At 58.3% G+C, this 25,141-nt stretch carries 20 protein-coding genes, 1 other RNA gene and 1 pseudogene; 17 read left to right on the top strand and 5 right to left on the bottom strand.

Annotated elements, in window-relative coordinates:
• Positions 1 to 522: 522 nt before the first annotated feature.
• The 5 genes from AY555_RS06240 (at position 523) to AY555_RS06220 (ending at position 7,600) form a co-directional block, all read left to right on the top strand.
• Positions 523 to 1,866 (top strand): N-acetylmuramoyl-L-alanine amidase, encoded by a 1,344-nt coding sequence (locus tag AY555_RS06240; protein WP_082811889.1) that lies wholly within the window; start codon positions 523 to 525, stop codon positions 1,864 to 1,866.
• A 113-nt stretch (positions 1,867 to 1,979) separates the two neighbouring features.
• Positions 1,980 to 4,457, top strand: coding sequence for a penicillin-binding protein 1A (locus AY555_RS06235; protein WP_066134831.1), 2,478 nt, complete (start codon positions 1,980 to 1,982; stop codon positions 4,455 to 4,457).
• A gap of 114 nt (positions 4,458 to 4,571) precedes the next feature.
• Positions 4,572 to 5,697 (top strand): peptide chain release factor 2 gene (prfB, locus tag AY555_RS06230; protein ID WP_156483319.1). Its coding sequence is split into 2 segments (ribosomal slippage): positions 4,572 to 4,640 and positions 4,642 to 5,697, totalling 1,125 coding nucleotides; the frame shifts between segments, so codons are not numbered across the junction.
• 3 nt (positions 5,698 to 5,700) lie between these two features.
• Positions 5,701 to 6,582, top strand: coding sequence for an alpha/beta hydrolase (locus AY555_RS06225; RefSeq protein WP_066134825.1), 882 nt, complete (start codon positions 5,701 to 5,703; stop codon positions 6,580 to 6,582).
• A 475-nt stretch (positions 6,583 to 7,057) separates the two neighbouring features.
• Positions 7,058 to 7,600 carry a hypothetical protein gene (locus tag AY555_RS06220; RefSeq protein WP_066136686.1) on the top strand — a complete coding sequence of 181 codons (543 nt, stop codon included), beginning with the start codon at positions 7,058 to 7,060 and terminating at the stop codon, positions 7,598 to 7,600.
• A 95-nt stretch (positions 7,601 to 7,695) separates the two neighbouring features.
• Here the strand turns inward: AY555_RS06220 and AY555_RS06215 are convergent, their stop codons facing one another.
• The 4 genes and pseudogenes from AY555_RS06215 to tyrS form a co-directional block, all read right to left on the bottom strand.
• Positions 7,696 to 8,481: a MetQ/NlpA family ABC transporter substrate-binding protein gene (locus AY555_RS06215; RefSeq protein ID WP_066134822.1), complete on the bottom strand. Its 786-nt coding sequence runs from the start codon at positions 8,479 to 8,481 to the stop codon at positions 7,696 to 7,698.
• 31 nt (positions 8,482 to 8,512) lie between these two features.
• Positions 8,513 to 9,199 (bottom strand): methionine ABC transporter permease, encoded by a 687-nt coding sequence (locus AY555_RS06210; RefSeq protein WP_066134819.1) that lies wholly within the window; start codon positions 9,197 to 9,199, stop codon positions 8,513 to 8,515.
• 61 nt (positions 9,200 to 9,260) lie between these two features.
• Positions 9,261 to 9,980, bottom strand: a pseudogene (locus tag AY555_RS06205) (methionine ABC transporter ATP-binding protein); the annotation flags it as partial.
• 255 nt (positions 9,981 to 10,235) lie between these two features.
• Complete coding sequence (tyrS, locus tag AY555_RS06200) at positions 10,236 to 11,513, bottom strand: tyrosine--tRNA ligase (protein WP_066134816.1); 1,278 nt, start codon at positions 11,511 to 11,513, stop codon at positions 10,236 to 10,238.
• Between the two features lie 103 nt (positions 11,514 to 11,616).
• On the opposite strand from tyrS, the gene AY555_RS06195 reads away from it, so the two are divergent.
• Entirely contained in the window at positions 11,617 to 12,723 is a 1,107-nt protein-coding gene (locus AY555_RS06195) for an anhydro-N-acetylmuramic acid kinase (RefSeq protein WP_082811886.1), read from the top strand.
• Between the two features lie 40 nt (positions 12,724 to 12,763).
• Here AY555_RS06195 and AY555_RS06190 read toward each other — a convergent pair whose 3' ends face one another.
• A complete protein-coding gene (locus AY555_RS06190) occupies positions 12,764 to 14,020 on the bottom strand; it encodes a gamma-glutamyltransferase (RefSeq protein WP_167798429.1) in 1,257 nt (418 codons plus the stop codon).
• Positions 14,021 to 14,126: 106 nt separating this feature from the next.
• On the opposite strand from AY555_RS06190, the gene AY555_RS06185 reads away from it, so the two are divergent.
• The 11 genes from AY555_RS06185 to mraY all read left to right on the top strand — a co-directional run bounded on the left by AY555_RS06185 (position 14,127) and on the right by mraY (position 25,138).
• Positions 14,127 to 15,464 carry a M48 family metalloprotease gene (locus AY555_RS06185; RefSeq protein ID WP_082811884.1) on the top strand — a complete coding sequence of 446 codons (1,338 nt, stop codon included), beginning with the start codon at positions 14,127 to 14,129 and terminating at the stop codon, positions 15,462 to 15,464.
• Between the two features lie 51 nt (positions 15,465 to 15,515).
• The gene (locus AY555_RS06180; protein ID WP_066134810.1) at positions 15,516 to 16,271 is read left to right on the top strand and encodes a DsbA family protein; all 756 of its coding nucleotides are present in this window, start codon (positions 15,516 to 15,518) and stop codon (positions 16,269 to 16,271) included.
• Positions 16,272 to 16,392: 121 nt separating this feature from the next.
• The gene (gene hspQ, locus AY555_RS06175) at positions 16,393 to 16,722 is read left to right on the top strand and encodes a heat shock protein HspQ (protein WP_066134807.1); all 330 of its coding nucleotides are present in this window, start codon (positions 16,393 to 16,395) and stop codon (positions 16,720 to 16,722) included.
• A gap of 46 nt (positions 16,723 to 16,768) precedes the next feature.
• Positions 16,769 to 17,159, top strand: an RNA gene (gene rnpB, locus AY555_RS06170) — RNase P RNA component class A.
• A 339-nt stretch (positions 17,160 to 17,498) separates the two neighbouring features.
• Positions 17,499 to 17,954 carry a division/cell wall cluster transcriptional repressor MraZ gene (gene mraZ / locus AY555_RS06165; protein WP_066134804.1) on the top strand — a complete coding sequence of 152 codons (456 nt, stop codon included), beginning with the start codon at positions 17,499 to 17,501 and terminating at the stop codon, positions 17,952 to 17,954.
• Between the two features lie 3 nt (positions 17,955 to 17,957).
• A complete protein-coding gene (gene rsmH / locus AY555_RS06160) occupies positions 17,958 to 18,914 on the top strand; it encodes a 16S rRNA (cytosine(1402)-N(4))-methyltransferase RsmH (RefSeq protein WP_066134801.1) in 957 nt (318 codons plus the stop codon).
• Complete coding sequence (gene ftsL / locus AY555_RS06155) at positions 18,911 to 19,306, top strand: cell division protein FtsL (protein WP_066134796.1); 396 nt, start codon at positions 18,911 to 18,913, stop codon at positions 19,304 to 19,306. The genes rsmH and ftsL overlap by 4 nt, the downstream gene beginning before the upstream one ends.
• A 1-nt stretch (position 19,307) precedes the next feature.
• Positions 19,308 to 21,122 (top strand): peptidoglycan D,D-transpeptidase FtsI family protein, encoded by a 1,815-nt coding sequence (locus AY555_RS06150; RefSeq protein WP_066134793.1) that lies wholly within the window; start codon positions 19,308 to 19,310, stop codon positions 21,120 to 21,122.
• The gene (locus AY555_RS06145) at positions 21,109 to 22,590 is read left to right on the top strand and encodes a UDP-N-acetylmuramoyl-L-alanyl-D-glutamate--2,6-diaminopimelate ligase (protein WP_082811883.1); all 1,482 of its coding nucleotides are present in this window, start codon (positions 21,109 to 21,111) and stop codon (positions 22,588 to 22,590) included. The genes AY555_RS06150 and AY555_RS06145 overlap by 14 nt, the downstream gene beginning before the upstream one ends.
• Complete coding sequence (locus AY555_RS06140) at positions 22,587 to 23,996, top strand: UDP-N-acetylmuramoyl-tripeptide--D-alanyl-D-alanine ligase (protein ID WP_066134790.1); 1,410 nt, start codon at positions 22,587 to 22,589, stop codon at positions 23,994 to 23,996. The genes AY555_RS06145 and AY555_RS06140 overlap by 4 nt, the downstream gene beginning before the upstream one ends.
• A gap of 56 nt (positions 23,997 to 24,052) precedes the next feature.
• Positions 24,053 to 25,138, top strand: a complete 1,086-nt coding sequence (mraY, locus tag AY555_RS06135) for a phospho-N-acetylmuramoyl-pentapeptide-transferase (protein ID WP_066134785.1) — start codon at positions 24,053 to 24,055, stop codon at positions 25,136 to 25,138.
• Positions 25,139 to 25,141: the final 3 nt, after the last annotated feature.

Genomic DNA, 25,141 nt, shown 5'->3' with positions numbered 1-25,141 from the left:
CCCCTTCACCACGAACCTTCTCTAAACCGGCTTAAACCGGCCGCATCCGTTGGTAAAGCACACACGCCACACAGCCTGTTCAGACGCTACCCCCGCCCCCTCCCGAGAATCCAGCAACGCAGGGCTTGTGAGGAGGTAAGGGAGTAATATGGCAGGAAAACTGTCCAACGCCTGTCTGGCAACGGTAACCCATCACCGATGACAATAACGGTCCGTGCCCCCGGGTACAACATTTTGTTCAGCAATACCCCGCTATCACATCACTTCAGTATCCGTCTGGCTCTTGCAGACACGCCACAGCTTTGCTGTTGCAAGAAGGCTAGCACGTGGAGAAACTTGTCAAACTTGCGAAATAGCGCCATATGATCCGCACTGGATACCACACTCCAACGCCGTCCCGAAGCAGTGGAACGGGACAAAGCCCTACCCAAGGATGATTGGGGCTACTAAAGAACACCTGCACACGACCGCCTGATACTTATACACCCTGCCCTGGCTGACATTCCCTCGATACCGGATACCATGGACACGCCCAAGACTCCTTCCAGAAATACACTTGTCGCTTTTGCCCCCGCCCGGGATGGACTGGAATATCCCTGCCTGTCACGGCGGGCTATCCTGGCTGGTGCAGCCGGGCTGGCCGGGGTCGTCCTGTTCTCCAGCCACGGAGCCGAAGCGGTTGGCGCACGGAATGTACGCCTAGGCAACCATGGGACATTTACCCGTGTTGTGATCGATGTGACCGGCGACGTTCCGTTCAGTGCCTTTTCCCTGACGAACCCAGCCCGTATCATCATTGACCTTCCGGAAATTGACTGGCAGTTCGAACAGCCCGCTGTCCCGGGAAAGCCGGGCCTTCTGGTCAAGGCCATGCGTTATGGCCTGTTCCAGCCCGGCAACTCCCGTATTGTCCTAGATTTGGCAGAACCTGCTGCCGTGAAGAATATGTTCGTCCTCCCCCCGGGGGAACAAACCAGTTGGCGTCTGGTGGTGGATCTGGCACCCGTTGACGCAGCTATGTTCCAGCGCTCTGCCGGACCGGGAAACCGGACCGGCACATTTCGCCCCAAGCATGGCCCTCAGGATACGGAGCCAGCGACGACACAGGTTGACAACACCCTGCCCCGCCAGCCGATGACGCCGGAGAAACGCAAGGCCGTACCGTCTCCAGCCAAGCCTGTGATTGTCCTCGACCCGGGCCATGGAGGTATTGATCCCGGCGCCACCGGGGTATCCGGTATTTTCGAGAAAAACCTGACCCTGTCCACAGCGCGGGAACTCAAAGCCGCACTGGATAAAACGGGCCGGTACACGGTACACCTGACCCGGGACCGGGATATCTTCCTGCAACTGAGAGAGCGCGTGGCCATTGCCCGCACGCACCGGGCCGACCTGTTTATTTCAATCCATGCCGATGCCGGGGCCAAGCCGTCGATACGGGGCCTTTCCGTCTATACCCTGTCGGACAATGCCTCTGACGCCGAGGCTGCTGCCCTTGCCACATCAGAAAACAAGGCGGACATTATTGCTGGAATCGACCTGAGCCACGAGAGCAAGGAAGTCACCAACATCCTGATTGACCTAGCCCAGAGGGAGACCATGAATCTGTCGTCCCGGCTGGCTGAAATTGTGATTGCCGAACTGCGGCGCGATATCACACTGCTGCCGCGGTCACACCGCTTTGCCGGGTTTGCTGTCCTGAAGGCACCCGATATTCCGTCATTTCTGATGGAAATGGGCTATCTGACAAACCGTGATGAAGAACGCCTGCTGCGAACCCGGGGCTATCGCAAGAAACTGGCATCAGCCATGGTCCGCGCCATAGACCGTTATTTCTCGGCCACCCAGAAAGCCTCTCTGCCATGAAACAGACACCAAACTTCGGTAGCTGGCGTGACCTTCAGCCGCTATAGTGTCCGGCTTCTCAGACGTATAGGCATCTGCGGCAGCGGCGCCGTGAAACAAAGGTATACCCGCTCATGTCCAGGGTTCTGGTCGTTGTTTTCAGTTTGTTGCTTTTATCCATTATCGCCGGGATCGCTGTTGTTGGCAGCGTTATGTGGCACTTTGGACGTGATCTGCCAGACTATCGGCAGCTGGCTGACTACCAGCCACCGATCACAACACGCCTTTATGCCGGCGACGGGCGGCTGATCACTGAATATGCTGTTGAAAAACGGGTTTTTGTCCCTGTCTCTGCCGTGCCCCGCCGGGTTATTGATGCCTTCCTGTCCGCTGAAGATAAGAACTTTTACCAGCACTACGGCTTGGATCTGACAGGCCTAGCCCGCGCGGTTATCGTCAATGCCCGCAATTTTGGTTCCGACAAACGCCCGGTTGGCGCCTCTACAATCACCCAACAGGTCGCCAAGAACTTTCTGCTGACCAACGAAGTATCCATAGAGCGCAAGATTAAGGAAGCCATTCTGGCCCTGCGTATCGAGCAGGCCTTCTCCAAGGATCATATTCTGGAGCTGTACCTGAACGAAATTTACCTTGGCTATGGTTCCTATGGCGTAGCAGCCGCCGCCCTGAATTACTTCAACAAAACGCTGGATCAGCTCACCGTTGCCGAAGCCGCTTATCTGGCTGCTGTCCCCAAGGCCCCGAACAACTACCACCCGGTACGCAAACACGCCGCTGCCCTGGAGCGACGCAACTGGGTCATCATGAGAATGCTGGAAGACGGCAACGTCAGTCCGGAAGAAGCCACCGCAGCCTTGGCAGACCCCTTGGAAACCAAGGACCGCGATGAGACAGAGTATGTCCGGGGTGCCGATTTCTTTGCAGAAGAAGTCCGCCGGCAGATTGTCGCCCGCTATGGCGAGAATTCCCTTTACAAGGGGGGCCTCGCCGTCCGGACAACACTGGACCCCATCTACCAGCACCTTGCTGAAAAAGCCCTGCACAATGGCCTTATTGCCTATGACCGCCGCCATGGCTGGCGGGGTGTTCTGGCAGAGTTGGCCGATCCGGGTGCCTGGAAACAGGTTCTGGGCACATTCCGCCCCCCCCTTGGCACACCGGAACATTGGGGACTGGCCGCCGTCCTGAAAGTTGAACGGGAACGGGTTGTCGTTGGCTTTGCAGATGGCAGCACCGGGACCGTTTCCTTTCAGTCCATGAAATGGACACGGGCACAAAGCCCGGGCGCTATCGTCAAGGTTGGCGATATCATCTTGGTTGGGGAAACCAACCGGGCGCATGAATACAGCCTAGAACAAATCCCCAAGGTAGAGGGGGCCCTTGTGGCCATGGATCCCCACACCGGGCGCGTTCTGGCCATGGTGGGTGGATTTTCGTCCGAACGGTCGGAGTTCAACCGCGCCACACAAGCCCTGCGCCAACCGGGATCGGCGTTAAAGCCATTTATCTATCTAGCTGCCCTTGAGTCGGGATTCAGTCCGTCAACCCTGATCATGGACGCCCCCTTTGTGTACGACCAGGGCCCGGGCCTACCGCTCTGGAAGCCTAAAAACTACTCTGGCCAATACTATGGCCCGACAACACTGAGGGTCGGGCTGGAGAAATCCAGAAACCTGATGACCATCCGCTTGGCCCAGGCCACCGGCATGGACAAAGTTGCACGCACCGCTGAAGTCTTCGGCATCGACCGGAAGTTCCCGCGCAATCTGGCTTCATCCCTAGGCGCCGGGGAAACCACGGTTCTCCGCCTGACAACCGCGTATGCCATGCTGGCCAACGGCGGAAAACGGATCACACCAACCCTGATCGACCGAATCCAGGATCGCAGCGGCACAACAGTATACCGGCATGACACACGCCCATGCCCGGATTGCCGCGACGTGTTCTGGACAGGACAGCCGATGCCGGAAATTCCAGATTACCGGGAACAGATTGCAGATCCACGCAGTGTGTACCAGATCGTGCATATTCTGGAAGGTGCGGTCCAATATGGTACGGCACGCCGCCTCGCACCACTCGGGGTTCCCATGGCAGGCAAGACCGGAACCACAAATGATAGCAACGACACCTGGTTCATCGGATTTACCCCGGATCTGGTTGTTGGCGCCTTTGTCGGGTTTGATGAACCCAAGTCACTGGGGCAGCGGGAAACCGGTGCCAGTACGGCACTGCCAATCTTCCACGACTTCATGAAAGATGCCCTGAAAGGCAAGCCAGTACGCCCCTTCGCGGTCCCACGTGGAATCCAGCTGGTCCGGGTGGATCACCGCAGCGGCCGTCTAGCCATGCCTGGTGATAGCGATGTCATCCAGGAAGCATTCAAGGTCGGCAATAGTCCGGGATTTACCACCGGAGGTGTTGTTGACGGATCGGCAGCCATGGCAGAAAGCGTTGAAAGCCAGGACGATGCCGTCATTACCGACGAAGACGCCCTTCTTGGTCCTGCCGATGTGTACCGCGAACCGGCCGACAGTGCAAAACGCCCACCGCCCCGACAGGATGGCCAACCCCGGGCCGGCGGGCTGTACTGAATGCAGGTATCCCATGCCGCAGGGTTGATACCACGGGCAAGATGCCATAAAACCCTCCTCCGTCCGGTGCGATGCCGGACACGGACATAAAAGGCAACAGGAAAGACACGAACCATGCGTGCCGAAGCACAGGCGATGGCCGACGAGATCAAGCAGGCAATGGCCCTGCTGAGGAGGCATCTTTGACTGGGATACAGCCCACCTCCGACTGGATGAACTGAACGCCTTGGCTGAAAACCCGGCCCTGTGGGACAAACCGGCTGAAGCACAGAAGGTGATGCAGGAACGCACCCGCTTGGAACAAGCCCTGACCAGCTTTCGCAAACTGGAAGAGGAATTTGAGGACGCCTGCACCCTGGTCGAACTTGGCGAGGCTGAGGGTGATGAGCCAACCGTCGAGGAAGGACTGGCCGCCCTGCGCCAGGTTCACGCGGAAACCGAGAAGCGCCAGCTGGAAAGCTTGCTCTCCGGCGAGGCCGACCCCAATGACGCCTATCTGGAAATCAATGCCGGGGCCGGCGGTACCGAAGCCCAGGACTGGGCCAACATCCTGATGCGCATGTATACCCGCTGGTGCGAGAAACACGGCTACAGCGTCGAGATTCTGGAAGAATCGGAAGGTGAAGAAGCCGGCATCAAGTCTGTCACCCTTCAGGTCAAGGGGCACAATGCCTATGGCTGGCTGAAGACCGAAAGTGGCGTGCACCGGCTGGTACGCATTTCACCGTTTGACAGCTCGGCCAGACGGCATACGTCATTCTCGTCAGTATGGGTCTACCCGGTCGTTGATGACAACATCGAGATCGAGATTGCCGAAAGCGATTGCCGGATTGATACCTACCGGGCATCAGGTGCGGGTGGACAGCACGTCAACAGGACCGAATCCGCTGTGCGTATTACCCATATACCAACGGGTGTTGTCGTGGCCTGCCAGACACAACGGTCGCAGCACCAGAACCGCGATGCCTGCTGGAAGATGTTGAAAGCCCGCCTGTACGAGCTGGAACTCCAGAAACGCGAAGCAGCAAGCCAGGCCGAGCAAGACGCCAAGACAGACATTGGCTGGGGTCATCAGATCCGTTCATACGTGCTGCAACCCTACCAGATGGTCAAGGACCTGCGGACCAGCCTTGAAACATCCGATACACAGGGGGTTCTGGATGGCGATCTTGATCCGTTCATGGCAGCATCACTGGCACAGAAGATCAAGGGATACGCCGACACGGCAAACAGCGGATAGGCAATGAACAACCTAGTCAACATAGCAGGAGCAACACTGGGCATTGGTATTGCCCTCTATGTTCTGGTTGTTGTTGGCATGTTCGCTTTCCAACGTCACCTTCTGTATAAACCGGAAGGAATACCGGCCCCGCCAAAGGCCAATGATGTGCCGGAAATGCGTGAAATCCTATTCCGCACAACCGACGGGCTGGCTCTTGCGGCTTGGTGGTCCCCACCCCCATCGGAAGAGGCGGCGACTGTCATTATCTTTCATGGCAATTCGGGAAACCGGGCATGGGTAGCCCGCAAGATCCGCCTGTATCTGGATGCCGGTTTTGGCGTCATGGTACCGGATTATCGGGGGTTTGGCGGAAATCCCGGCTCTCCCAGCGAAGATGGCCTGCAGATCGATGCGGTAGCAGCACGCAACTATGTTCTGGAAGAAGGCGTGCACGGAAATCGCCTTTTCTATCATGGTGAGTCGCTGGGAAGCGGCGTGGCGACTTGGCTTGCTACAGAACACCCACCACGCGGACTCATTCTGGAGGCCGCCTTTACCAGTATCCCGGATGTGGCCCAAGGGATTTATCCATGGCTTCCGGCTCGTGCTGTCACACTTGACCGCTTTACATCACTGCGCCGTATCAGTCAGGTACGGGCACCGGTTCTGCTTCTACACGGCGAGAAAGATGAAACGGTGCCTCATACACACAGCCAAGAGCTTCTGGAGGCACACCCCGGCCCCAAGCAAAGAATTACGTTCCCTGATGGCGAGCATGCCAATCTGTATGACCATGGTGCTGGCGTAATTGCCATAAGCTGGATACACGACCAACTTTATTCACGGGAATCCGGATCCGCCGCTTCGGGCTCAGGGTCACTGCCTGCGCCGGAACACTTGTAATAACTGCGGTGCGGTGTCGCAACCGCGCATTGCCAGTGTGCTGTATGGGAAAACAGAGCTGTCCGTCCAGTTCTGCGGCACTGCGCGTCCGCCATGCCTTGTAGAACAGCGGGATCTTCATCCGAAACGTGGCAGATCACAATGCGATCCATGGTAGAAGCACCGACCTGCTTGCCGGGGGCTCCAGCCTCACGTCGACTGTCAACCCATGGTGCCCCGGTACAACCGGCCACAAAGACCGCCAGCAAACATACGGAACCCAGAACCATCGCTTTCCAACACACAGACCGCACAGTATTACTCCTGCCTGTAAAAGAATGTCCTTCTTACCCCTCAAGACAAGATGGAGCAACAGGAACGCCACCGCCCTTTATTGATATTAGTTATCATTATCACAAATGATGTGGATTCCGGGTCACAACAGCCCTATAGTGAGCGTGTCCCTGTTCGGTTCTGCCTTCCCGGAGCATGCCTGATGTTTTCCGACAAAACCCTGACCCCGCGCGAAGCCGTACGCTTGTGCATTCTGGGAACTGTCTACCAAAGTGCCATGCATTACGCTGATCTGGCCTCCTCTGCACGGCTTTTTATTACGCGGCTATCCGGTCCATCGCTGGAGTTAATGGGAACGTCAGTAGAACTGTTGCGCTATGAAGGGCTGATTGAACCTCTGGATGGCAAGGGCATGGAAGACAACGCGCGTGTTGCCATAACAGAGGCCGGCCGGAATGCATTCCGTACCCTGATGACAGCCCCCCTGCGGCCTGCCAGCGATCTGTCCAAGCTTGTCACTGCACTGAAGTTCCGTTTCCTCCACCTCCTTCCCACGGAGGATCAGCGTGAACAGGTTGATCTTCTGGTGGAAACACAGGAAACAGGCTTGGCCAGGTTGGCTGATCTACGCGATGCAACAGCCATGGATTCCGGCTACATGACACGCTGGCTGGATGAAGAAATACTGCGGGCCGAGCAGAGACTGTCATGGCTACAGGGCCTGCGTGACCAGGTCGCCCCCTGAAAACACGAACAAGCCGACTGCGTTATAGCGCCCGCATTCTTGCGCCATAAAAAACAGCGCCCACATCGGGGCGCTGCTTCACGGGAATACACGGATCAGAATGCCGGAACAATCGCTCCCTTGAAGGTATCCCGGATGAAGGTGCGGATGTCCTCTGCCTGATAGGCAGCAACCAAGTCCTTGACCCAGCCCTCGTCCTTATCCTTTGACCGGACGACAACAATATTGGCATACGGGCTGCTGGCATCTTCAATCACAATGGCATCTTTCAACGGATTGAGGCCTGCTTCCAAGGCATAGTTTGTGTTGATCGCTGCAATATCAACATCATCCAAGGAACGTGGAAGCTGGGCGGCATCCAGCTCTATGAAGTTCAGCTTTTTCGGATTACCGGTCACATCCGCCGCACCAGGTGTCATGCCGGCAGACGGATTGACGGTTATCACGCCCTTGGCTGCCAACAGGAGCAACGCCCGACCACCATTGGATGGATCATTGGGGATAGCAACCTTTGCCCCCTCTTTCAGGTCAGACAGGGACCGCACCGTGCGCGCGTAAACACCCATTGGCTCAACAAAGTTTGTCCCGGCCACGGCCAGATCAACCCCCAGCCCCTTCTTCTGCTGTTCCAGATACGGAACATGCTGGAAGCTGTTGGCATCAAGATCACCGTTGGCCAAAGCCTGGTTGGGCAGAATATAGTCGCTGAAGGTGACAATCTTCAGGGTATGCCCTTTCGCCTTGATCAGCTCGGCCACCTTCTCGACAACCTGTTCATGCGAGCCTGGTGTCACGCCAATACGGATCTCCTTGGCTTGGGCAAGCGAAATCAGGGTACCTGTGATAACAGCGGCCGCAGCCAGAACACCATACAAACGCATTGTAAAACCCCTTTATAATCTGCGTATCCGGTTACTGGATATTTCGTTTGTCAGCCTTGCGGGCTAACCAATCCCCCAGTGTCTGGAGCCCCTGCACCAGAGCCACTAGGACCACCACCACGGCAATCATCACATCCGGACGGAAGCGCTGATAACCGTAACGGATTCCCAAATCCCCAAGACCACCCCCGCCAACAGCCCCCACCATGGCGGAGTACCCAATCATCGCCACCAAGGCGAGGGTAATACCGTGGATCAAACCCGGCAGGGCTTCGGGGAGCAATACCTTGAACACCACCTGCAACGGCCTTGCCCCCATTGCCTGGGCGGCTTCAACCAGACCGGCATCCACCTCGCGCACAGCCCCCTCGACAATACGGGCCAGAAAGGGCACCGCAGCCACGGTTAACGGAACAATTGCAGCCGTCGTGCCAATGGAGGTCCCCGCCACCAAGCGTGTAAACGGAATAATAGCAACGGCCAGGATGATAAAAGGCACCGACCGGGCGGCATTGACAACCGGTCCGACGACGACCTGGAACCAGGGCATCTCGAACAGCTCACCCCGACGGCTTGTGGCCAACAGCACCCCAAGCGGAGCACCAAGCAGCACACTCAGGAACAGGGACACCGAGACCATGTACAGCGTCTGCAGGGTTGCCTCCCACAAGATGCCGATCGTGGCACTATCGAGCAGCAGTTCGTGAATCGAAGGCATGGCCGTTCTCCAGGGGAATCACATTGCCGTCTTCTTCCTCGTGACCATGCGCAAGCAGCAAACGGGTCACCGAGTGACGGGGGTCAGCAAAAATATCGGCAGTCGTACCGCTTTCAACCACTTCACCGTGGTCCATGACGGCAACCTTGTCACACAAAAGGCGTACCACCTCCATTTCGTGGGTGATCACCACCATGGTAAGGTTAAGACGCCGGTTGATATCTTTCAGCAGGCGCAGGATCTGGCGTGTGGTCTCCGGATCAAGAGCCGAGGTTACCTCGTCGCACAGCAGAACATGGGGCTTGCTGGCCAAGGCCCGCGCGATACCAACCCGTTGCTTCTGCCCACCGGATAGCTCCGACGGATAACGGTCACGCTTGTCTGCCAGTCCCACCAAAGGCAGGAGCGGCTCCACCGCCGCCTTTATATCGGCACGCGAGGCCCCCGCCAGCTCCAGTGGCAAAGCGATGTTCTGGAACACCGTGCGCGAGGACAACAGATTAAAGTGCTGGAAAACCATCCCGACCCGACGACGGAACAGGGGAAGCTCCCGCTTGCTCAAAGCCAAGACATCAATGCCATCAACTTCCACCAACCCGCTGGTCGGACGCTCAAGAACATTGATCGTCCGCAACAAGGTTGATTTCCCGGCACCGGAACGACCGATAATACCAAAGACCTCCCCCTCCCCGACGGTCAGGGTGATACCCTTCAGGGCAGCATGAGGCAAAGTGCCCTTGCGGGCGGGATATACCTTGCACAAATCAACAAGACGGATCATTCAGGATCCTCCGGGCAACAAAAAAACCGCCAAGCCTTGCGGCCTGCGGCGCTTTGGGTATTCCCGTGCACTCGCTTTAGCCGCATTTATTAAGCGCCCGCAAGCTGAGAAGCAAATCGGCGCTGTGTACGTACGTTAGCGGAAAGAAGGCATACAATCAAGCCCTAAAAGTGCAAAATATCCGGAAGGACAAAACCGTGCGGTTGGGTCCCCGCTAATAAAGCCGGAATCCAACCGCACCCGGAAGGCAGGCAATCAGCCCAGACGCACCAATGCGTGCTTCTTTTTGCCTGCCGAAAGACGCACAGCACCATCCACCAGATCCGTCCGAGTCAGACAAAAGGCCTCGTCCCCAACGCGGGTATCATTAAGGCGAACACCCCCACCACGCACTAAACGCCGGGCCTCGCCCTTGGAGGCAGCCAACCCGGTTGCAACCAGAACATCAAGCACAGAAACGCCCGCCTCCAAGGCAGAACCATCCAGAGACACCGATGGCAGATCATCACCAGCACGACCACGTTCAAACGTTTCCTCGGCGGTACGGCGCGCCGCAACCGCTGCCTCATCACCACGGGCCAAGGCGGTAACGGCATCCGCCAGAATCTTCTTGGCTTCGTTGATTTCAGCCCCCTGCAAAGACTCAAGACGTGCAATTTCATCCAGGGGCAATTCCGTAAACAGGCGTAGGAAACGCCCGACGTCCGCATCCTCGGTGTTGCGCCAGTACTGCCAGAAGTCATAGGCCGGCAGGCGCTCCTCGTTCAGCCATACAGCACCGCTGGCTGATTTCCCCATCTTGGCACCGGATGCTGTCGTCAGAAGCGGCGAGGTCAGGCCAAACACCTCACGATACGACTCGGTACCACCTTGCACACGCCGCGTCAGTTCCACCCCGTTGACGATATTGCCCCATTGGTCGGATCCCCCCATTTGCAGACGCACCCCTTTCCGCCGGGCCAGTTCGCAGAAGTCATAGGCCTGAAGGATCATGTAGTTGAATTCTAGGAACGTTAGCGGCTGTTCCCGGTCCAGACGTAAACGGACCGAATCAAAGGACAGCATCCGGTTGATGGTGAAGTGGACACCGTACTCGCGCAGGAACGTGATGTAATCGATACCGGACAGCCAATCATTGTTGTCCACCATCATGGCATCGGTGGCAGCATCACCAAACGTCAGATAACGGGCAAACACCTTACGAATGCCGGCCATATTTGCTGTAATCTGCTCATCGGACAGCAGGCGACGGGCTTCGTCCTTGCCAGAGGGATCACCGATACGCGTTGTACCGCCGCCCATCAGCACCACCGGCTTGTGCCCGGTCTTCTGAAGCCAGCGAAGAAGCATGATCTGGATCAGGGAACCAACGTGCAAACTGTCGGCCGTGCAGTCAAAGCCGATATAACCCGGCACGACCCCGGCGCACAGGGCATTGTCAAGGTTTGCCAAGTCCGTACACTGGTGAAAATAGCCCCGCTCGCTCACCACCCGAAGAAATTCAGAGCGGGGGGTGTAAACAGCGGTATTCATCGACAGGTTCCTTTTGTACAGCAGTCAAAACAGGGGTAGAAATCAGGTCAGGGGGCAAGCTTTAGCATACCTGCCCAGACACGACAACGGAGCCGGAACCGCAATGCTTCACCTACCCTGCCGTGCCATGGGACTGATGAGCGGCACGTCGCTGGACGGTGTGGATGCTGCCCTGATCGAAACCGATGGTGAGCGGGTCCATGCCTTCGGCCCTTTCCTGACCCACCCCTGGCCGGATGGTTTCCGCGATACACTGCGCGGGATTCTGGGGGAGAAAGACAACACGGAACAGGTCCGGCTTGCAGAAAAAACCTTGACCGACGTACACGCACGGGCCGTATCGGCCCTGCTGGAGAAAGCCGGGCTAAAGGCGCAGGACATCGGGATTATCGGCTTTCACGGCCAAACCATCCTGCACCGCCCCCAGCAACGACAAACCCGGCAGATCGGGGATGGTGCGCGACTGGCAGCCCTGACCGGTACACCGGTTGTCTTTGACTTCCGCAGTGCCGATGTCACCGCCGGAGGACAGGGGGCACCACTGGTACCGGTCTATCATCAGGCCCTGCTGGGATCTGTGGCCGATACAACGGTGGTGCTCAATATCGGCGGGGTGGCAAATGCCACGGTCATCACGCCCCATGGGCCCCTGATGGCGTTCGACACCGGGCCGGGCAATGCCCTCCTCGATGACTGGGCCCAGCGCCATACCGGCATTCCGACTGATACCGACGGTGCCTTGGCCAATGCTGGGACCATTGACCACAAGGCCCTGACCGCCATGCTGGATGACCCATGGTTCCGGCAGCCACCCCCAAAATCCCTGGACCGTGATGATTTTGCGGGCATGATGCGCCACATTAACTCTCTAGGTGCAACTGACGGTGCCGCAACCCTGACAGCATTCACCGTCGAAAGTGTCCGCCTCGCACTACGCTGGATACCGACACCGCCAGCCCGATGGCTGGTCTGTGGGGGAGGACGCCACAACCCCGCGCTGATGTCCGGGCTGCGGGCAGCCCTTGGGAACGTTGATCCGGTTGAAGCTGTCGGATGGAACGGCGACGCCCTGGAAGCACAGGCCTTTGCCTTTCTGGCCGTACGCCACATCAGGGGACTGCCGCAAAGCTTCCCCGGTACAACCGGCTGCCCCCGCCCGATGACCGGAGGGCGCCTTGCCCTTGTACCGGCGCACGAGAAACCCGGCTGAGCAACAGCCCGGCCGGGTTCCCGCAGCACAAAACAGGGGCCTATTCGCTACGGCGTCCGATCAGCAGGCCATAACCGGCACCGCGACTGTCCGCAGCCACACGACACGAGCCGGGCCAAGGCGGCAAGCCGCGGTCACAGTGCAGAGCAGAGACGAGTGCCGGACCAGAAGCCGACGAAGAAAGCGCCATCACAGATTTCGGCAGAACATCATCACCACCCTTACCCAGTACGGACGACAAAACGGCAACAGCATTCCCAGCAGCCCCGGCACCCGTCGCCGCAATACCGGAACGGAATTCGTTGACATGGTCGTTAATGGCCAACGCAACCGCCAGAGGCGTATCGTTACCGGGCGCGGGGGTCAGGAAGCTTCCAAAGCCGGGCACCATCCGCCCGGTTCCGAAGGGCTTGCGCATGGTCAACGCACAGGCCACCGCTGACCCAGACGGATCAACCACCACAAACCCCGTACCGCCGCCGTTCAGCCCTGCAACAGGTGCAACGGCACGCTTGCTCCAGGCATCATGAATGCTGCCACCAGCACCGGACATCGGAGGTGTGTACAGGGTATCATGCCCGCTCACGATTGTTTCAGGGGTGATCCAGCGCGGCTTCCACGACCGCATCTGCTCAAGGGTCAATGAAGCTCCGGCATGCCTAGATGCAGCAACAAACTCACGCCCCAGGACGCCACCATACAAATCAGCGGGATTCCGGCGCAGTCGTCCGATGAAGGCTGCCAGATCCATTTGGGTCAGATGATCACCAGCCCGCACCGGCTCGCCGGTACCCCGAGCAAAAACCTGACGCGCTGCGGAATCGTGAACCAGACCGGAGCCATGCGTGCCCAGATCAACAGCCAGTGCCCTGGAAACGGGTTCCCCGAACCGGGCCAGTTGCTCTGCCGGGCCAAGAATTTCTTCCCACCGCATACGGCCATAGCGGGCATGCAGGGCAAATAGGCCACGCGGCAGGGCTGGCACGGCTGCAGAAGACTGTCCGGGCAGGAAGTCCAGCACCTCGGTTGTCCCTTGAGCCTGGTCATGCACCACGCAGATGCCGCCACCACCGATCCCAGCAGATGACGGCAGGGTCACAGCCAGCGAGAACCCCACGGCAACGGCAGTATCAACCGCTGACCCACCGGCCGTCAGCACATCACGCCCGACCAGAACAGCCCGCGGCTCATCTGCCACAATCCCGCCTGCAAAACCTTTTACATAACCCACTGTTCCGGTTTTCAGGTCACGGGCAGGATCCCAACATCCGGACAGGGCCGGAACCAGGGCTGTCATGACCATCGCCACAAACAGCCCCCGTTGACGGGGAAACATCCCCGCCCTACGCTTTGTTTCTCTTTCCGGGGTCAAGACTGTGCACATATTCTTCTCGATCACTCGCATGTTCCGATACGCTGTCCTGGCATTATCCGCCGTGGCGGTTGTTCCGGGGCATGCCCTAGCCGGACGGGGTGGAGGCATCCTGCGGGATGCCGAAGTAGAAAGTATCATTCGTTCCTATGCCGATCCACTGTTCCGAGCCGGCGGCATTCCGCCGGCCAGTGTCAGGATACGGGTGATCAATGACCCATCGCTGAACGCCTTTGCTACATCCGGATCACGGATGTACATCCACTCCGGCCTTCTGGAACGTACCGAAAACCCGGAACAACTGATCGGCGTCATTGCCCACGAAACAGGACATATTGCCGGAGGGCATATTGTCAACCGGATCGATGCCCTGGAAAAAGCCGGCATATCCAGCCTGGCGGCACTGGCCGCAGGTATTGCCATTGGTGCGGCATCAGGTCGGCCGGATGCCGGGCTGGCCGTCACATCACTGGGAACCAGCGTGGCAACCCGGAACTATTTCTCTTTCTCCAGAACGCAAGAAGCTTCCGCAGATGCCTTTGCCCTCAAGGTACTGGACAAGACCGGGCAAACAGCAGAGGGCCTTCTGGAATTCTTTCATATCCTGGAAGGTCAGGAATACCTGGCCTCGGCCAACCAGGATCCCTATGTCCGGACACACCCTCTGAACGCAGAACGCATATCTGCCGTTGCTGCCCATGTGGAGCAATCTTCCGCAGCAGGCCATGCACCAACGGCACAGATGGCCGCACACAAGAGAATGGTGGCCAAGATGTTTGCCTTTCTGCAAACTCAGGGCCGCACCTTGCAGAAATATCCGGAAACAGATCAATCCGTCGCGGGACGCTATGCCCGCGCTATCGCCTACTTCCGCCGTGGAAATACGGCCAAGTCCCTGCCCCTGATTGACGGCCTTCTGAAAGAGTATCCGTCCGATCCCTACTTTCATGAACTGCGCGGACAAATGCTGGTGGAAAATGGGCGTGTTGTCGAAGGCCTGCCAAACTACCGCAAGGCAGTCTCGCTGCTGCCCAACGAGCCCCTGATCGCCACAAGCTATGGCCATGCCCTGATTGAAAGTGGATCACCCGAAGCCCTGAAAGAGGCGGCGCAGGTCTTGCGGACAGCCTTGGCCCGGGATCCGGAGAACAGTTTTGGCTGGAGGCTTCTTGGCACAGCATGGGGACGCACCGGGAATGAAGGTCAAGCATCGTACGCCTTGGCCGAATACGCCCTGCAAACCGGTGAGCCATCGCAGGCATCCTTCCATGCCGGCAAGGCCGAAAAGCTGCTGGGGCAAAACCATCCCCTGTGGCTAAGGCTTCAGGACATCAAGATGGAAGCCCAGAACCAGCTTGACAAGAAGTAGGCCTTTCCACTCTGCTCACGCCCCTGAAACACAAATCCGGAGAGCGCCCCAGTGCCCCTGTACCCGTTCCTTCGTCGCCTTGCCCTTTGCCTTGCCGGCCTGATCGCCGTGGGCATTGCCTTCCCGACAACCACCTGGTCCTCTTCCCAGATCGACAGGACAGAGCTGCACCGGGAAATCCGGTCCTATCTGCTTGAACATCCTGAGGTCATTACCGAGGCCATAGACGTCTTGCGGGCACGTCAGGCAGAACAGGCAGAGACCGAACTGCGCTCCGTCCTAGAAACCCGCCGTTCCGAGCTGGTGGCCTCAACAGTCGATCCGGTTCTCGGCAACGCCAAGGGTGACGTAACAATCGTCAGCTTCTCCGATTATCAGTGCGGGTACTGCAAGCGGATGCTCAAACCCCTGATGGAGGTGTTGAAGCAAGATCCGAATGTACGGATTGTTTTCAAGGAGCTTCCCGTTCTTGGCCCGATGTCCACAAATGCGGCCGAAGCCGCTTTGGCTGCACACATGCAGGGAAAATACCGGGCGTTCTATACAGCCATGATGGAGCACCGCGGAGCCTTGACCGAAGCCGTCCTCCGGGATACAGCGCAGAAAGCCGGACTGGACATGAAGCGCCTTGACCGGGATATCAAGCAAAAGTCTATTGCCGGAACGCTGGAGAAGAATATCGCCCTAGCAACGGCACTGGGTATTCGCGGCACGCCGGCTTTTGTCGTTGGCGACCGGATTCTACCCGGAGCCGTAGACACCAACACGCTCATGACGGCCATAAAAAGTGCCCGAGAAGCATCCTGATCACGTACTTCTGATCGTACATGGCTTGCAGGCCCCATAGACATATCCTGTATCATCGTTCCCTAGGGCACATCTTATCCCGTAACCGGCCCGGATTCGGGCCCTTGCCTGTCGGGGAACGATGAACATACGCCATGCAAGATTCGAAATTGGCCAGATTGTCCGGCACAGGATCTTCCCGTTCCGCGGCGTGGTTTATGATGTAGACCCGATTTTCTCCAACACAGAGGAATGGTGGCTGGCCATACCCGAGGAGGTGCGCCCTCCGAAAGACCAGCCTTTCTACCATCTTCTGGCAGAAAATACCGAAGGCCCCTATCACGCATACGTTTCTGAACAAAGCCTGATCGAAGACAACAGCGGCGACCCCGTTGAACACCCGGACGTTGACAGCCACTTTGTCTGCCTGCGTGACGGACACTATGTCCCGCGCCATGGAACCCCGAATTGACTGTTTCTGCTTGACCCCAGCCTGGAACGCTCTATGGTCCGGTTCGCCAGATGGCCGGATGGTCGCCCCTTGCCACCTTTGATGATGGCGGGGGGAGGAAAGTCCGGGCTCCACGGAAAAACGGTGCCGGATAACGTCCGGCGGGGGCGACCCCAGGGACAGTGCCACAGAAAGCAGACCGCTGCGGCCTTGGCAGCAGCAAGGGTGAAAGGGTGCGGCAAGAGCGCACCGCGCCCCTGGTAACAGGGGCGGCATGGTAAACCCCACCGGGAGCAAGACCAAGTAGGGACGGCAGCCGCAACAGGCGGCAGGCACTTTTCCGGGCCGCCGTCCGGGTCGGTCGCACCAGGTGTCCGGTAACGGGCATCGCAGATGAATGACCATCCAGCGCACAAATTGTGCGTGGACAGAACCCGGCTTACAGGCCATCTGGCACTTCCCTCCCTGCCATTCAGGTGCAGATCCCACAAAAAGAAACTTTTACGCGATAAAGTGCATCGCAGAAAAACCTGTACGCTCACGAAAAAGGTCAGCATCCATGCGGGATACGACCTTTTATTCCCCGGCGGCCAAATCCCGTCATCACAGGGCAGGTGTCGTTGACACCCATGTGATCCCATGACATACCATGACATACCATAATTGCTTCCCGCCCAGAACGGACTCCGGCCACCGGCTTCACTGTCGGTCAGGGTGTATCCAAAGCGGAAAGCGTTGCTCTTGACACACCTGCGGTGCTGGTCACACCGCCAAACCATGGGAAGGCCCGGGAAGCGATGTCGCTTTTCGTTTCCACGATCATCAACAAGATTGACCGGAAGGGACGGGTGTCTGTTCCGGCATTATGGCGATCGTCCCTGACAGGGCAAGGTTTTGCCGGTGTTGTCTGCTACCCGTCCTTCACGACAGCCTGCCTAGATGGCATGGGCATGGATCGCCTTGAAAAAATTGCCTCCAGCTTGGATCGGCTGGATATTTTCTCACCTGAACAGGATGAAATGGCCCAGCTTGTTTTTGCGTCTGCACGCCAGCTCGCCTTCGATACCGAAGGCCGGATCATGGTCCCCGAGGATTTACTCGAACACGCGGGGCTGTCGGCTGAGGCTGCTTTTGTTGGTCGGGGGCGCACCTTCCAGATCTGGGAACCATCCGCCCTGAAGAAGGCCGAAGCCGAAATCCGGCGCCGGGCAGCGGAACGCCGCCCGTCCCTGCACCTTGGCAGCGGGGACTGAACCATGACAACAGAAACAGCCCTGCATATCCCAGTTATGCTGACCGAAGTCCTGGATGGCTTGCAGGTACAACGCGGCGGTACATATGTTGACGGCACATTCGGTGCCGGTGGTTACAGTCAAGCCATTCTGGACGCTTCAAGCGATACATGCGTTGTTGCCATCGACCGTGACCCCGAAGCCGCACCGCGCGCAGAGGTTCTGGCCTCCCGCTACCCCGGCCGCTTCCTGTTCCTCCCCGGTCGTTTTGGTGACATGGCTTCTCTGCTGCAGCAAGCCGGCGTTGGCCTTGTCGATGGCGTCACCTTGGATGTCGGGGTCTCATCCATGCAGATTGACACCCCGGGGCGAGGGTTCTCTTTCATGCGCGAGGGTCCCTTGGACATGCGGATGGAAAAGGCCGGTCTGTCGGCTGCAGACGTGGTCAATACCTTTGAGGAAGAGGATATTGCCTCGATCCTGTATCGCCTTGGCGAAGAGCGGCAGTCGCGCCGCATCGCACGGGCCATTGTGCGGGAACGCCACAACGGCCCGCTGCAGACAACCCGCCAACTGGCCGAGATTGTCCGCTCTGTCGTGCACAAGGGCAAGGATACCATAGACCCGGCAACGCGGACATTTCAGGGACTGCGCATCTTCGTCAATGATGAAATCGGTGAACTGCGCCGCGGTCTGGAAGGGGCGCAGTCCATACTGGCCCCCGGCGGACGACTGGCTATTGTGTCCTTTCACTCCCTGGAAGACCGCGAGGTAAAAGCCTTCCTGTCAGAACGCTCTGCAAAAAGTGTCTCACGGTTGTTGCCAGGCGAAATACCACCCCCACCCGCAACCTTTGTCGGGTCAGGACGCAAGGCCGTACAGTGCTCGGCTGCCGAGGCACAGCGGAATCCCCGGGCCCGCTCCGCAAAGCTGAGAGTGGATACCCGAACCGATAGCCCGTCACAGGATGGTGCAGCATGATCCGCGGCACCACGGCACTATGGGTTTTTCTTGTGCTGGCCGTCAGTGTCGGCATGTTTCTGATGAAATTCCAAGTCCAGAACCTAGAAGACCGGCTGGCCGGACTCAACCGGGATATCCACAAGACACACAACGAAATTCGCGTCTTGTCTGCCGAATGGGCTTATCTGAACGATCCGGCCCGTATTGCGGACCTTGCGTCGCGCCTGCTGGGCCTTGGTATCTTGGATGGACAGGCCATGGCCCAGATTGCCGACCTGCCGCTACAGCAGCCTGAAAACCCTGCACATCAGGGGACCTTCTCCCCGACACTGGCCAACCATTCCAGTCCGGACGTGACACCATCGCATACACCACGGTCCCGGGCTTCCTCCAGAACAGGGAAGCCATAGCATGATGGCCCGCCTGTTCCCGCATCGTCGGAAGGCCGCACCTTTTCTGTACCCGGGGGAAGAGCTTGTTCCATCCGCCGGCGTTGACCGGAAGGGAACCCACGTGGTCCTGGAAGGAGAGGTCAAACAAGCCTTGGAAACCGGGCGCGTCCGCATGCTGGTTACAGCCAGCCTGTTTGCTCTGGCTTTCTGCGGAATCAGTGTCCGGCTGTTCGACGTCATGGTCCTAGGGGCTGTTGACCACTCAATCTCGCACAGGGCCAGGGCCGTGGCGAGAACCGATGTTATTACGCACACACGCGCAGACATTGTGGACCGGAACGGGCTTCTTCTTGCCACAAACCTGCCAACCGTCAACCTGTATGCCGACAGTCAGAAACTGATCAACCCGGCCGAGGCGGCAGACAAACTGGTTGCTGTTCTGCCTCACCTGAACCGACACGACGTATTTAACCGCCTGACATCTGGTCGGCGCTTTGTCTATCTTGACCGGAACCTGACGCCACGCCAGCAGCAAAGCGTCAACTCCGAAGGTATTCCGGGGCTCTTCTTCGAGAATGCCGAGCGGCGCGCCTATTTGCAGGGTTCATTGTTCAGCCACGTCCTTGGCGCCACAGACCCCGACAACAACGGCATTGCCGGAACAGAACTGACATTCAACGAAGCCCTGCGCCAGAACCCCTCCATCCCGCTGCGCCTGACTGTAGATGCTAGGGTCCAGCATGCCGTCCGCCATACCCTGTTGCGTAACATGGAAAAGTTCAGCGCCACAGCGGCAAGTGCCGTAATCATGGACGTACGCAGCGGAGAAATCGTGTCGCTGGTTTCACTGCCTGACTACCAGCCTGAAAACTTCGGGGCCTCTGATGCCAATGCCCGCTTCAACCGGGTGACGCTGGGCGTTTATGAAATGGGCTCCATCTTCAAGCTGTTAAACACCGCCATGGCCTTGGAATCTGGTCAGATCCGCCTGCAGGACAGTTACGACACGATCAATCCGCTGAAAGTGGCACGCTTTACCATACGCGATGTACACCGCGAGAACCGCCGTCTGAATGTCGCCGAAATCCTGACCCGCTCGTCCAATATCGGTTCGGCCCGTATGGCCATGCAGCTGGGAACCGAATTCCAGAAGAAATTTCTTGGCAGGCTGGGCATTCTTGATGCGGCCCGTATCGAACTGCCTGAAACGGGCCACCCTCTGTACCCCCAGCCATGGCGGGACATCAATACCATGACGATATCGTTCGGCCATGGCATTGCGGTCACGCCGATCAGCATGATCAGGGGGCTGGCTCCCTTGGTCAATGGTGGCTATATGGTTCAACCCACCCTGCTGCCACGCGATGCCGGTGATCCGCAACCGCAGAAAGTCCTGCGCACGGAAACATCTCTGGCCCTGCGCAAATTGATGCGGACCGTCATTACGGATGGCACAGCCCGCAAGGCCGAAGTTCCCGGCTATATGGTCGGTGGCAAGGGAGGGACAGCAGAAAAGATCTCTGCATCCGGTGGATACAACCGTAAAAACAACATGAACAGCTTTGCTGGCGCCTTTCCCATGGATGATCCACGCTATGCGCTGGTCGTCACCCTTGACGAGCCAAAAGGACTGAAGTCCACATGGGGCTTTGCAACATCGGGGTGGAATGTTGTTCCAACAGCCGGCGAGATCATTGCTGAAATTGGCCCCATTCTTGGTATACAGCCTCGTGTCAATGGCCAACCGATTGAAGTCAGGGCCATGAAAGCTGCCCAAGCACGGGTGGCCAGAACGGCGGCTGTGGAAGAGGAAGGTGTTGATGTTGCTCGGTGACCTAGCAGAAAAAGCCGGCATACAAAAACCGGATGAAGAGGCTTGCCGGACAGATATCCTTGGCATTACGGCCGACTCGCGGCTCGTAAAAGATGGTTTCCTGTTTGCCGCCATGCCCGGAACCCGGTCCAACGGGCAGGATTTTATTGCCGATGCTCTTCAACGGGGGGCCGTGGCGATTCTTGCCGCACACGCCACACCTCGTGAAGCATCCCGCGTTCCTGTTCTTGGAACCAGCAACCCCCGGCGCGATCTGGCTCGGCTGGCCTCTGCCTTCTATGCACGCCAGCCTGAAACAACAACTGCTGTCACGGGAACCAACGGGAAGACATCAACGGCTGTCTTTTTCCGCCAGATCATGGCCCTTATGGGCAGAAGAGCGGCCAGCTTGGGTACGCTGGGGCTGACCGGTCCCGACTTTGACTGTACAGAAGGCATGACCACCCCTGACCCGGTCAACTTGCATTGCCTTCTGGCCATGGCGGCGGATCGATCCTGCTCCTTCCTGTGCCTGGAAGCGTCCAGCCATGGGCTGGATCAGTTCCGCCTGGATGCCGTGCGACTCAAGGTCGCCGCCTTTACCAACCTGTCACGCGACCATCTGGACTATCACGGATCGATGGAAGCCTACCGGGCCGCAAAGACACGCTTGTTTACAGACGTGCTGGAACCGGGTGGCATTGCCGTCCTGAATGCAGACAGTCCGGAATTTGGTGCCCTAGATGCCGCAACCCGTAACGCCGGACGCAGAGTCTGGAGTTATGGCAGAAACGGGCATGAAATCCGCTTGCTTGAAAACCGGGCCAGTCCACGCGGACAAGCCCTGTCACTGGATGTGCTGGGTAACAGGATGGATGTTGACCTGCCTCTGACCGGGCATTTCCAAGCGATGAATAGTCTTGCTGCACTTGGGTTGGTCTTGGCCTGCGATCGCTCCATCACACCGGCAGCAGCGGTGGCTACACTCCCCCGCCTGACCGGGGTGCCGGGACGGCTGGAATATGTCGGCAGCTGTGCTGATACAGCCACTGTATATGTGGACTACGCCCACACACCAGATTCCCTAGAACAGGCCATACTGGCTCTGAGGCCCCACACACAAGGGAGATTGATCGTTCTGTTCGGATGCGGTGGTGACCGTGACCCCGGCAAACGCCCCCTGATGGGCGAGATCGTCCATCGCTTGGCCGATGATGTCATCCTGACAGATGATAACCCACGCACCGAAGACCCGGCCACCATCCGGGCTGCCGCACGAACCGGGTGCCCGGACGCTGTTGAAATCGGTGATCGTGGCGAAGCAATCCGCACCGGCATTGCCATGCTGCGTGCGGGCGACGTACTGCTGCTGGCAGGCAAGGGGCATGAAAGCGGGCAAACCATCGGCACAATCACACTTCCCTTTGATGACCGCCACGTCGCCCGTGAAGCCCTGAAAGCCCGCATGCTACAGGAGATGGCACCATGACCCTATGGACATCATCGGACATTTCCAAGGCCACCGACGGCAAGGGCAGCGGAACGTTCCCGGTGACCGGACTGTCCATTGACAGCCGGACAACAGCACCCGGCGATCTGTTCATCGCCCTGAAAGGCCCCAATTCTGACGGACATGACTGGGTAAAACAGGCTCTTGAATCCGGTGCGGCCGGCGCCCTAGTCCACAAAACGGTACCCGATGTCAATCCGGACCAGTTGGTCATTGTCTCCGATACCTTTACGGCCCTGCATGCCTTGGGGCGGGAAGCACGGAACCGTTTTGGTGGCCGCGTGATCGGCGTGACAGGCAGTGTCGGCAAAACATCAACCAAAGACATGCTGGCGCACATCCTGGGCAATTTCGGTCCCACGCATGCCGCCTTCGGGAGTTTCAACAACCACTGGGGTGTGCCGGTTACCTTGGCACGAACGCCTGCCGATGCACGCTACAGCGTCGTCGAGATGGGGATGAACCATGCCGGCGAACTCCGCACCCTGACAGCCCTCGCCCGGCCCGATATTGCCGTGATCACCTGGGTCTCGGATGCACATCTGGAATTCTTCCGTGATGTCTCTGAAATCGCTGATGCCAAGGCCGAAATTCTGGAAGGCGTCCAGACTGGTGGCACAGCCATCCTGCCCCGCGACAATCCATTCTACGAACGCCTGGAAACACGGGCACGGGATCTGAACCTGAACATCCTGACCTTCGGACAACACGGCGAGGCTGACGTGCGACTTCTGGACCTGGTGATCGGGGCAGAGCAGACCGAGGTCTCTGTACGGCTTGACCGGGAAGGACTGAGTTACACCATCGGGGCACCGGGCGCACACTGGGCCCGCAACAGCTTGGCCGCTCTTGCCGTTGTCCATGCGCTGGGGCTGGATACGACACAGGCCGCACGCACATTGGCAACGCTGGTCCCCTCACAGGGACGGGGCCAAACCCGGATCATCCCCCTGCCCGATCGGCGTGGGTGTATCACGCTGATCGATGAAAGCTACAACGCCAATCCGGCATCGGTCCGTGCCGCTCTTGATGCTCTTGCCGTTGCAAGACCCGGGCCAGGCGGACGACGCATTGCCGCACTGGGGGACATGCGCGAACTGGGACCAACCGGTCCGGAACGGCACGCCGCCCTAGCAAAGGAAATTGTGGCACTGGGGATAGAGCAGGTGTATACCGCTGGACCCCTGATGATGAACCTGCATGAAGCCCTTCCCCCCGCGATCAAGGCTGCCCACGCCGTTGACAGTGCCACACTGGCGTCGTTGCTTGCCCCGGCCCTGAAAAATGGCGACGTTCTGATGGTCAAGGGATCATTCAGCACCCGGATGGGGCATCTTGTCTCCTTCCTGGAAGCCATGACCGACAGTGTAAGCGAGGCGACCTGACCGGAAGCCCCCACCCGTTTCCTCTTGCTACCCAAGGACCACAAGAAGACCACACGATGCTCTATTATCTATCCCAGCTGTCCGGCGATCTCAGCATCCTCAACCTGTTCCGGTATCTTACCTTCCGGGCCGGGGGTGCTGTGTTGACAGCCCTGCTGGTGGCCTTTGTCTTCGGGCCGGCTATCATCCGCTGGCTGAAGCACAAACAGAAGCAAGGACAACCGATCAGGGAGCTGGGACCGGAAAGTCATCTGCTGACCAAAAAAGGAACGCCGACCATGGGCGGGATGATGATCCTGCTGGGATGCACGGTCTCTACCCTGCTATGGGCGGATCTGGCCAATTCCTATGTCTGGGCTGTCCTGCTGGTCACCATCGGCTATGGCTTGGTTGGCATGATCGACGACCTTCTGAAAGTCACCAAGCGAAATACAAAAGGCGTTCCGGGCAAGATAAAGCTGGTCGCACAGTGTGCTGTCGGCGGGGTAGCCACATGGTGGATCATGTCGATCACAGATCCATCCATTGCATCGGCGCTGACCATTCCGTTCTTCAAGAACGTGCTGATCCAGATGGGCTGGTTCTATCTTCCTTTCGGCATGGTTGTCATTGTCGGCTCGTCAAATGCCGTTAACCTGACCGACGGGCTGGATGGGCTGGCAACGGTCCCGGTCATGATAGCCGCCGGTGTCTTTGCGCTGATCGCCTATTTCGTGGGATCAAACCTGTACGCAACCTATCTGGGGATCCAGCACATTCCCGGATCAGGCGAACTATCGGTCTTTCTGGCCGCCCTTATCGGTGCGTGCCTGGGGTTCCTGTGGTTCAATGCACCGCCCGCAATGGTTTTCATGGGTGATACCGGGTCCCTAGCCCTTGGTGGCGCACTTGGCAGCGTGGCCGTTGTGACCCGCCATGAGATTGTCCTCGCCCTGGTGGGGGGGCTGTTTGTGCTGGAAACCGTTTCTGTCATTGTCCAGGTTGTCAGCTTCAAGCTGACAGGAAAGCGGGTCTTCCGGATGGCTCCCTTGCACCATCACTTCGAGAAAAAAGGCTGGGCCGAGCCAACCATCGTGGTCCGGTTCTGGATTATTGCCACTATTCTGGCCATTCTGGGCCTGTCTACCCTCAAACTGAGATAAGGA

Origin of the sequence: Haematospirillum jordaniae (assembly GCF_001611975.1) — a bacterium.
Lineage (GTDB): Bacteria > Pseudomonadota > Alphaproteobacteria > Rhodospirillales > Rhodospirillaceae > Haematospirillum > Haematospirillum jordaniae.
This window is presented reverse-complemented; position numbering and strand designations above follow the sequence as displayed.

What these genes read in the sequence shown, in the direction of transcription:
- AY555_RS06240 (WP_082811889.1), top strand. Translation starts at nt 523, where the DNA reads ATGGACACGCCCAAGACTCCTTCCAGAAATACACTTGTCGCTTTTGCC.
- AY555_RS06235 (WP_066134831.1), top strand. Translation starts at nt 1,980, where the DNA reads ATGTCCAGGGTTCTGGTCGTTGTTTTCAGTTTGTTGCTTTTATCCATT.
- AY555_RS06225 (WP_066134825.1), top strand. Translation starts at nt 5,701, where the DNA reads ATGAACAACCTAGTCAACATAGCAGGAGCAACACTGGGCATTGGTATT.
- AY555_RS06220 (WP_066136686.1), top strand. Translation starts at nt 7,058, where the DNA reads ATGTTTTCCGACAAAACCCTGACCCCGCGCGAAGCCGTACGCTTGTGC.
- AY555_RS06215 (WP_066134822.1), bottom strand. Translation starts at nt 8,481, where the DNA reads ATGCGTTTGTATGGTGTTCTGGCTGCGGCCGCTGTTATCACAGGTACC.
- AY555_RS06210 (WP_066134819.1), bottom strand. Translation starts at nt 9,199, where the DNA reads ATGCCTTCGATTCACGAACTGCTGCTCGATAGTGCCACGATCGGCATC.
- tyrS (WP_066134816.1), bottom strand. Translation starts at nt 11,513, where the DNA reads ATGAATACCGCTGTTTACACCCCCCGCTCTGAATTTCTTCGGGTGGTG.
- AY555_RS06195 (WP_082811886.1), top strand. Translation starts at nt 11,617, where the DNA reads ATGCTTCACCTACCCTGCCGTGCCATGGGACTGATGAGCGGCACGTCG.
- AY555_RS06190 (WP_167798429.1), bottom strand. Translation starts at nt 14,020, where the DNA reads ATGACAGCCCTGGTTCCGGCCCTGTCCGGATGTTGGGATCCTGCCCGT.
- AY555_RS06185 (WP_082811884.1), top strand. Translation starts at nt 14,127, where the DNA reads ATGTTCCGATACGCTGTCCTGGCATTATCCGCCGTGGCGGTTGTTCCG.
- hspQ (WP_066134807.1), top strand. Translation starts at nt 16,393, where the DNA reads ATGAACATACGCCATGCAAGATTCGAAATTGGCCAGATTGTCCGGCAC.
- mraZ (WP_066134804.1), top strand. Translation starts at nt 17,499, where the DNA reads ATGTCGCTTTTCGTTTCCACGATCATCAACAAGATTGACCGGAAGGGA.
- rsmH (WP_066134801.1), top strand. Translation starts at nt 17,958, where the DNA reads ATGACAACAGAAACAGCCCTGCATATCCCAGTTATGCTGACCGAAGTC.
- ftsL (WP_066134796.1), top strand. Translation starts at nt 18,911, where the DNA reads ATGATCCGCGGCACCACGGCACTATGGGTTTTTCTTGTGCTGGCCGTC.
- AY555_RS06150 (WP_066134793.1), top strand. Translation starts at nt 19,308, where the DNA reads ATGATGGCCCGCCTGTTCCCGCATCGTCGGAAGGCCGCACCTTTTCTG.
- AY555_RS06145 (WP_082811883.1), top strand. Translation starts at nt 21,109, where the DNA reads ATGTTGCTCGGTGACCTAGCAGAAAAAGCCGGCATACAAAAACCGGAT.
- AY555_RS06140 (WP_066134790.1), top strand. Translation starts at nt 22,587, where the DNA reads ATGACCCTATGGACATCATCGGACATTTCCAAGGCCACCGACGGCAAG.
- mraY (WP_066134785.1), top strand. Translation starts at nt 24,053, where the DNA reads ATGCTCTATTATCTATCCCAGCTGTCCGGCGATCTCAGCATCCTCAAC.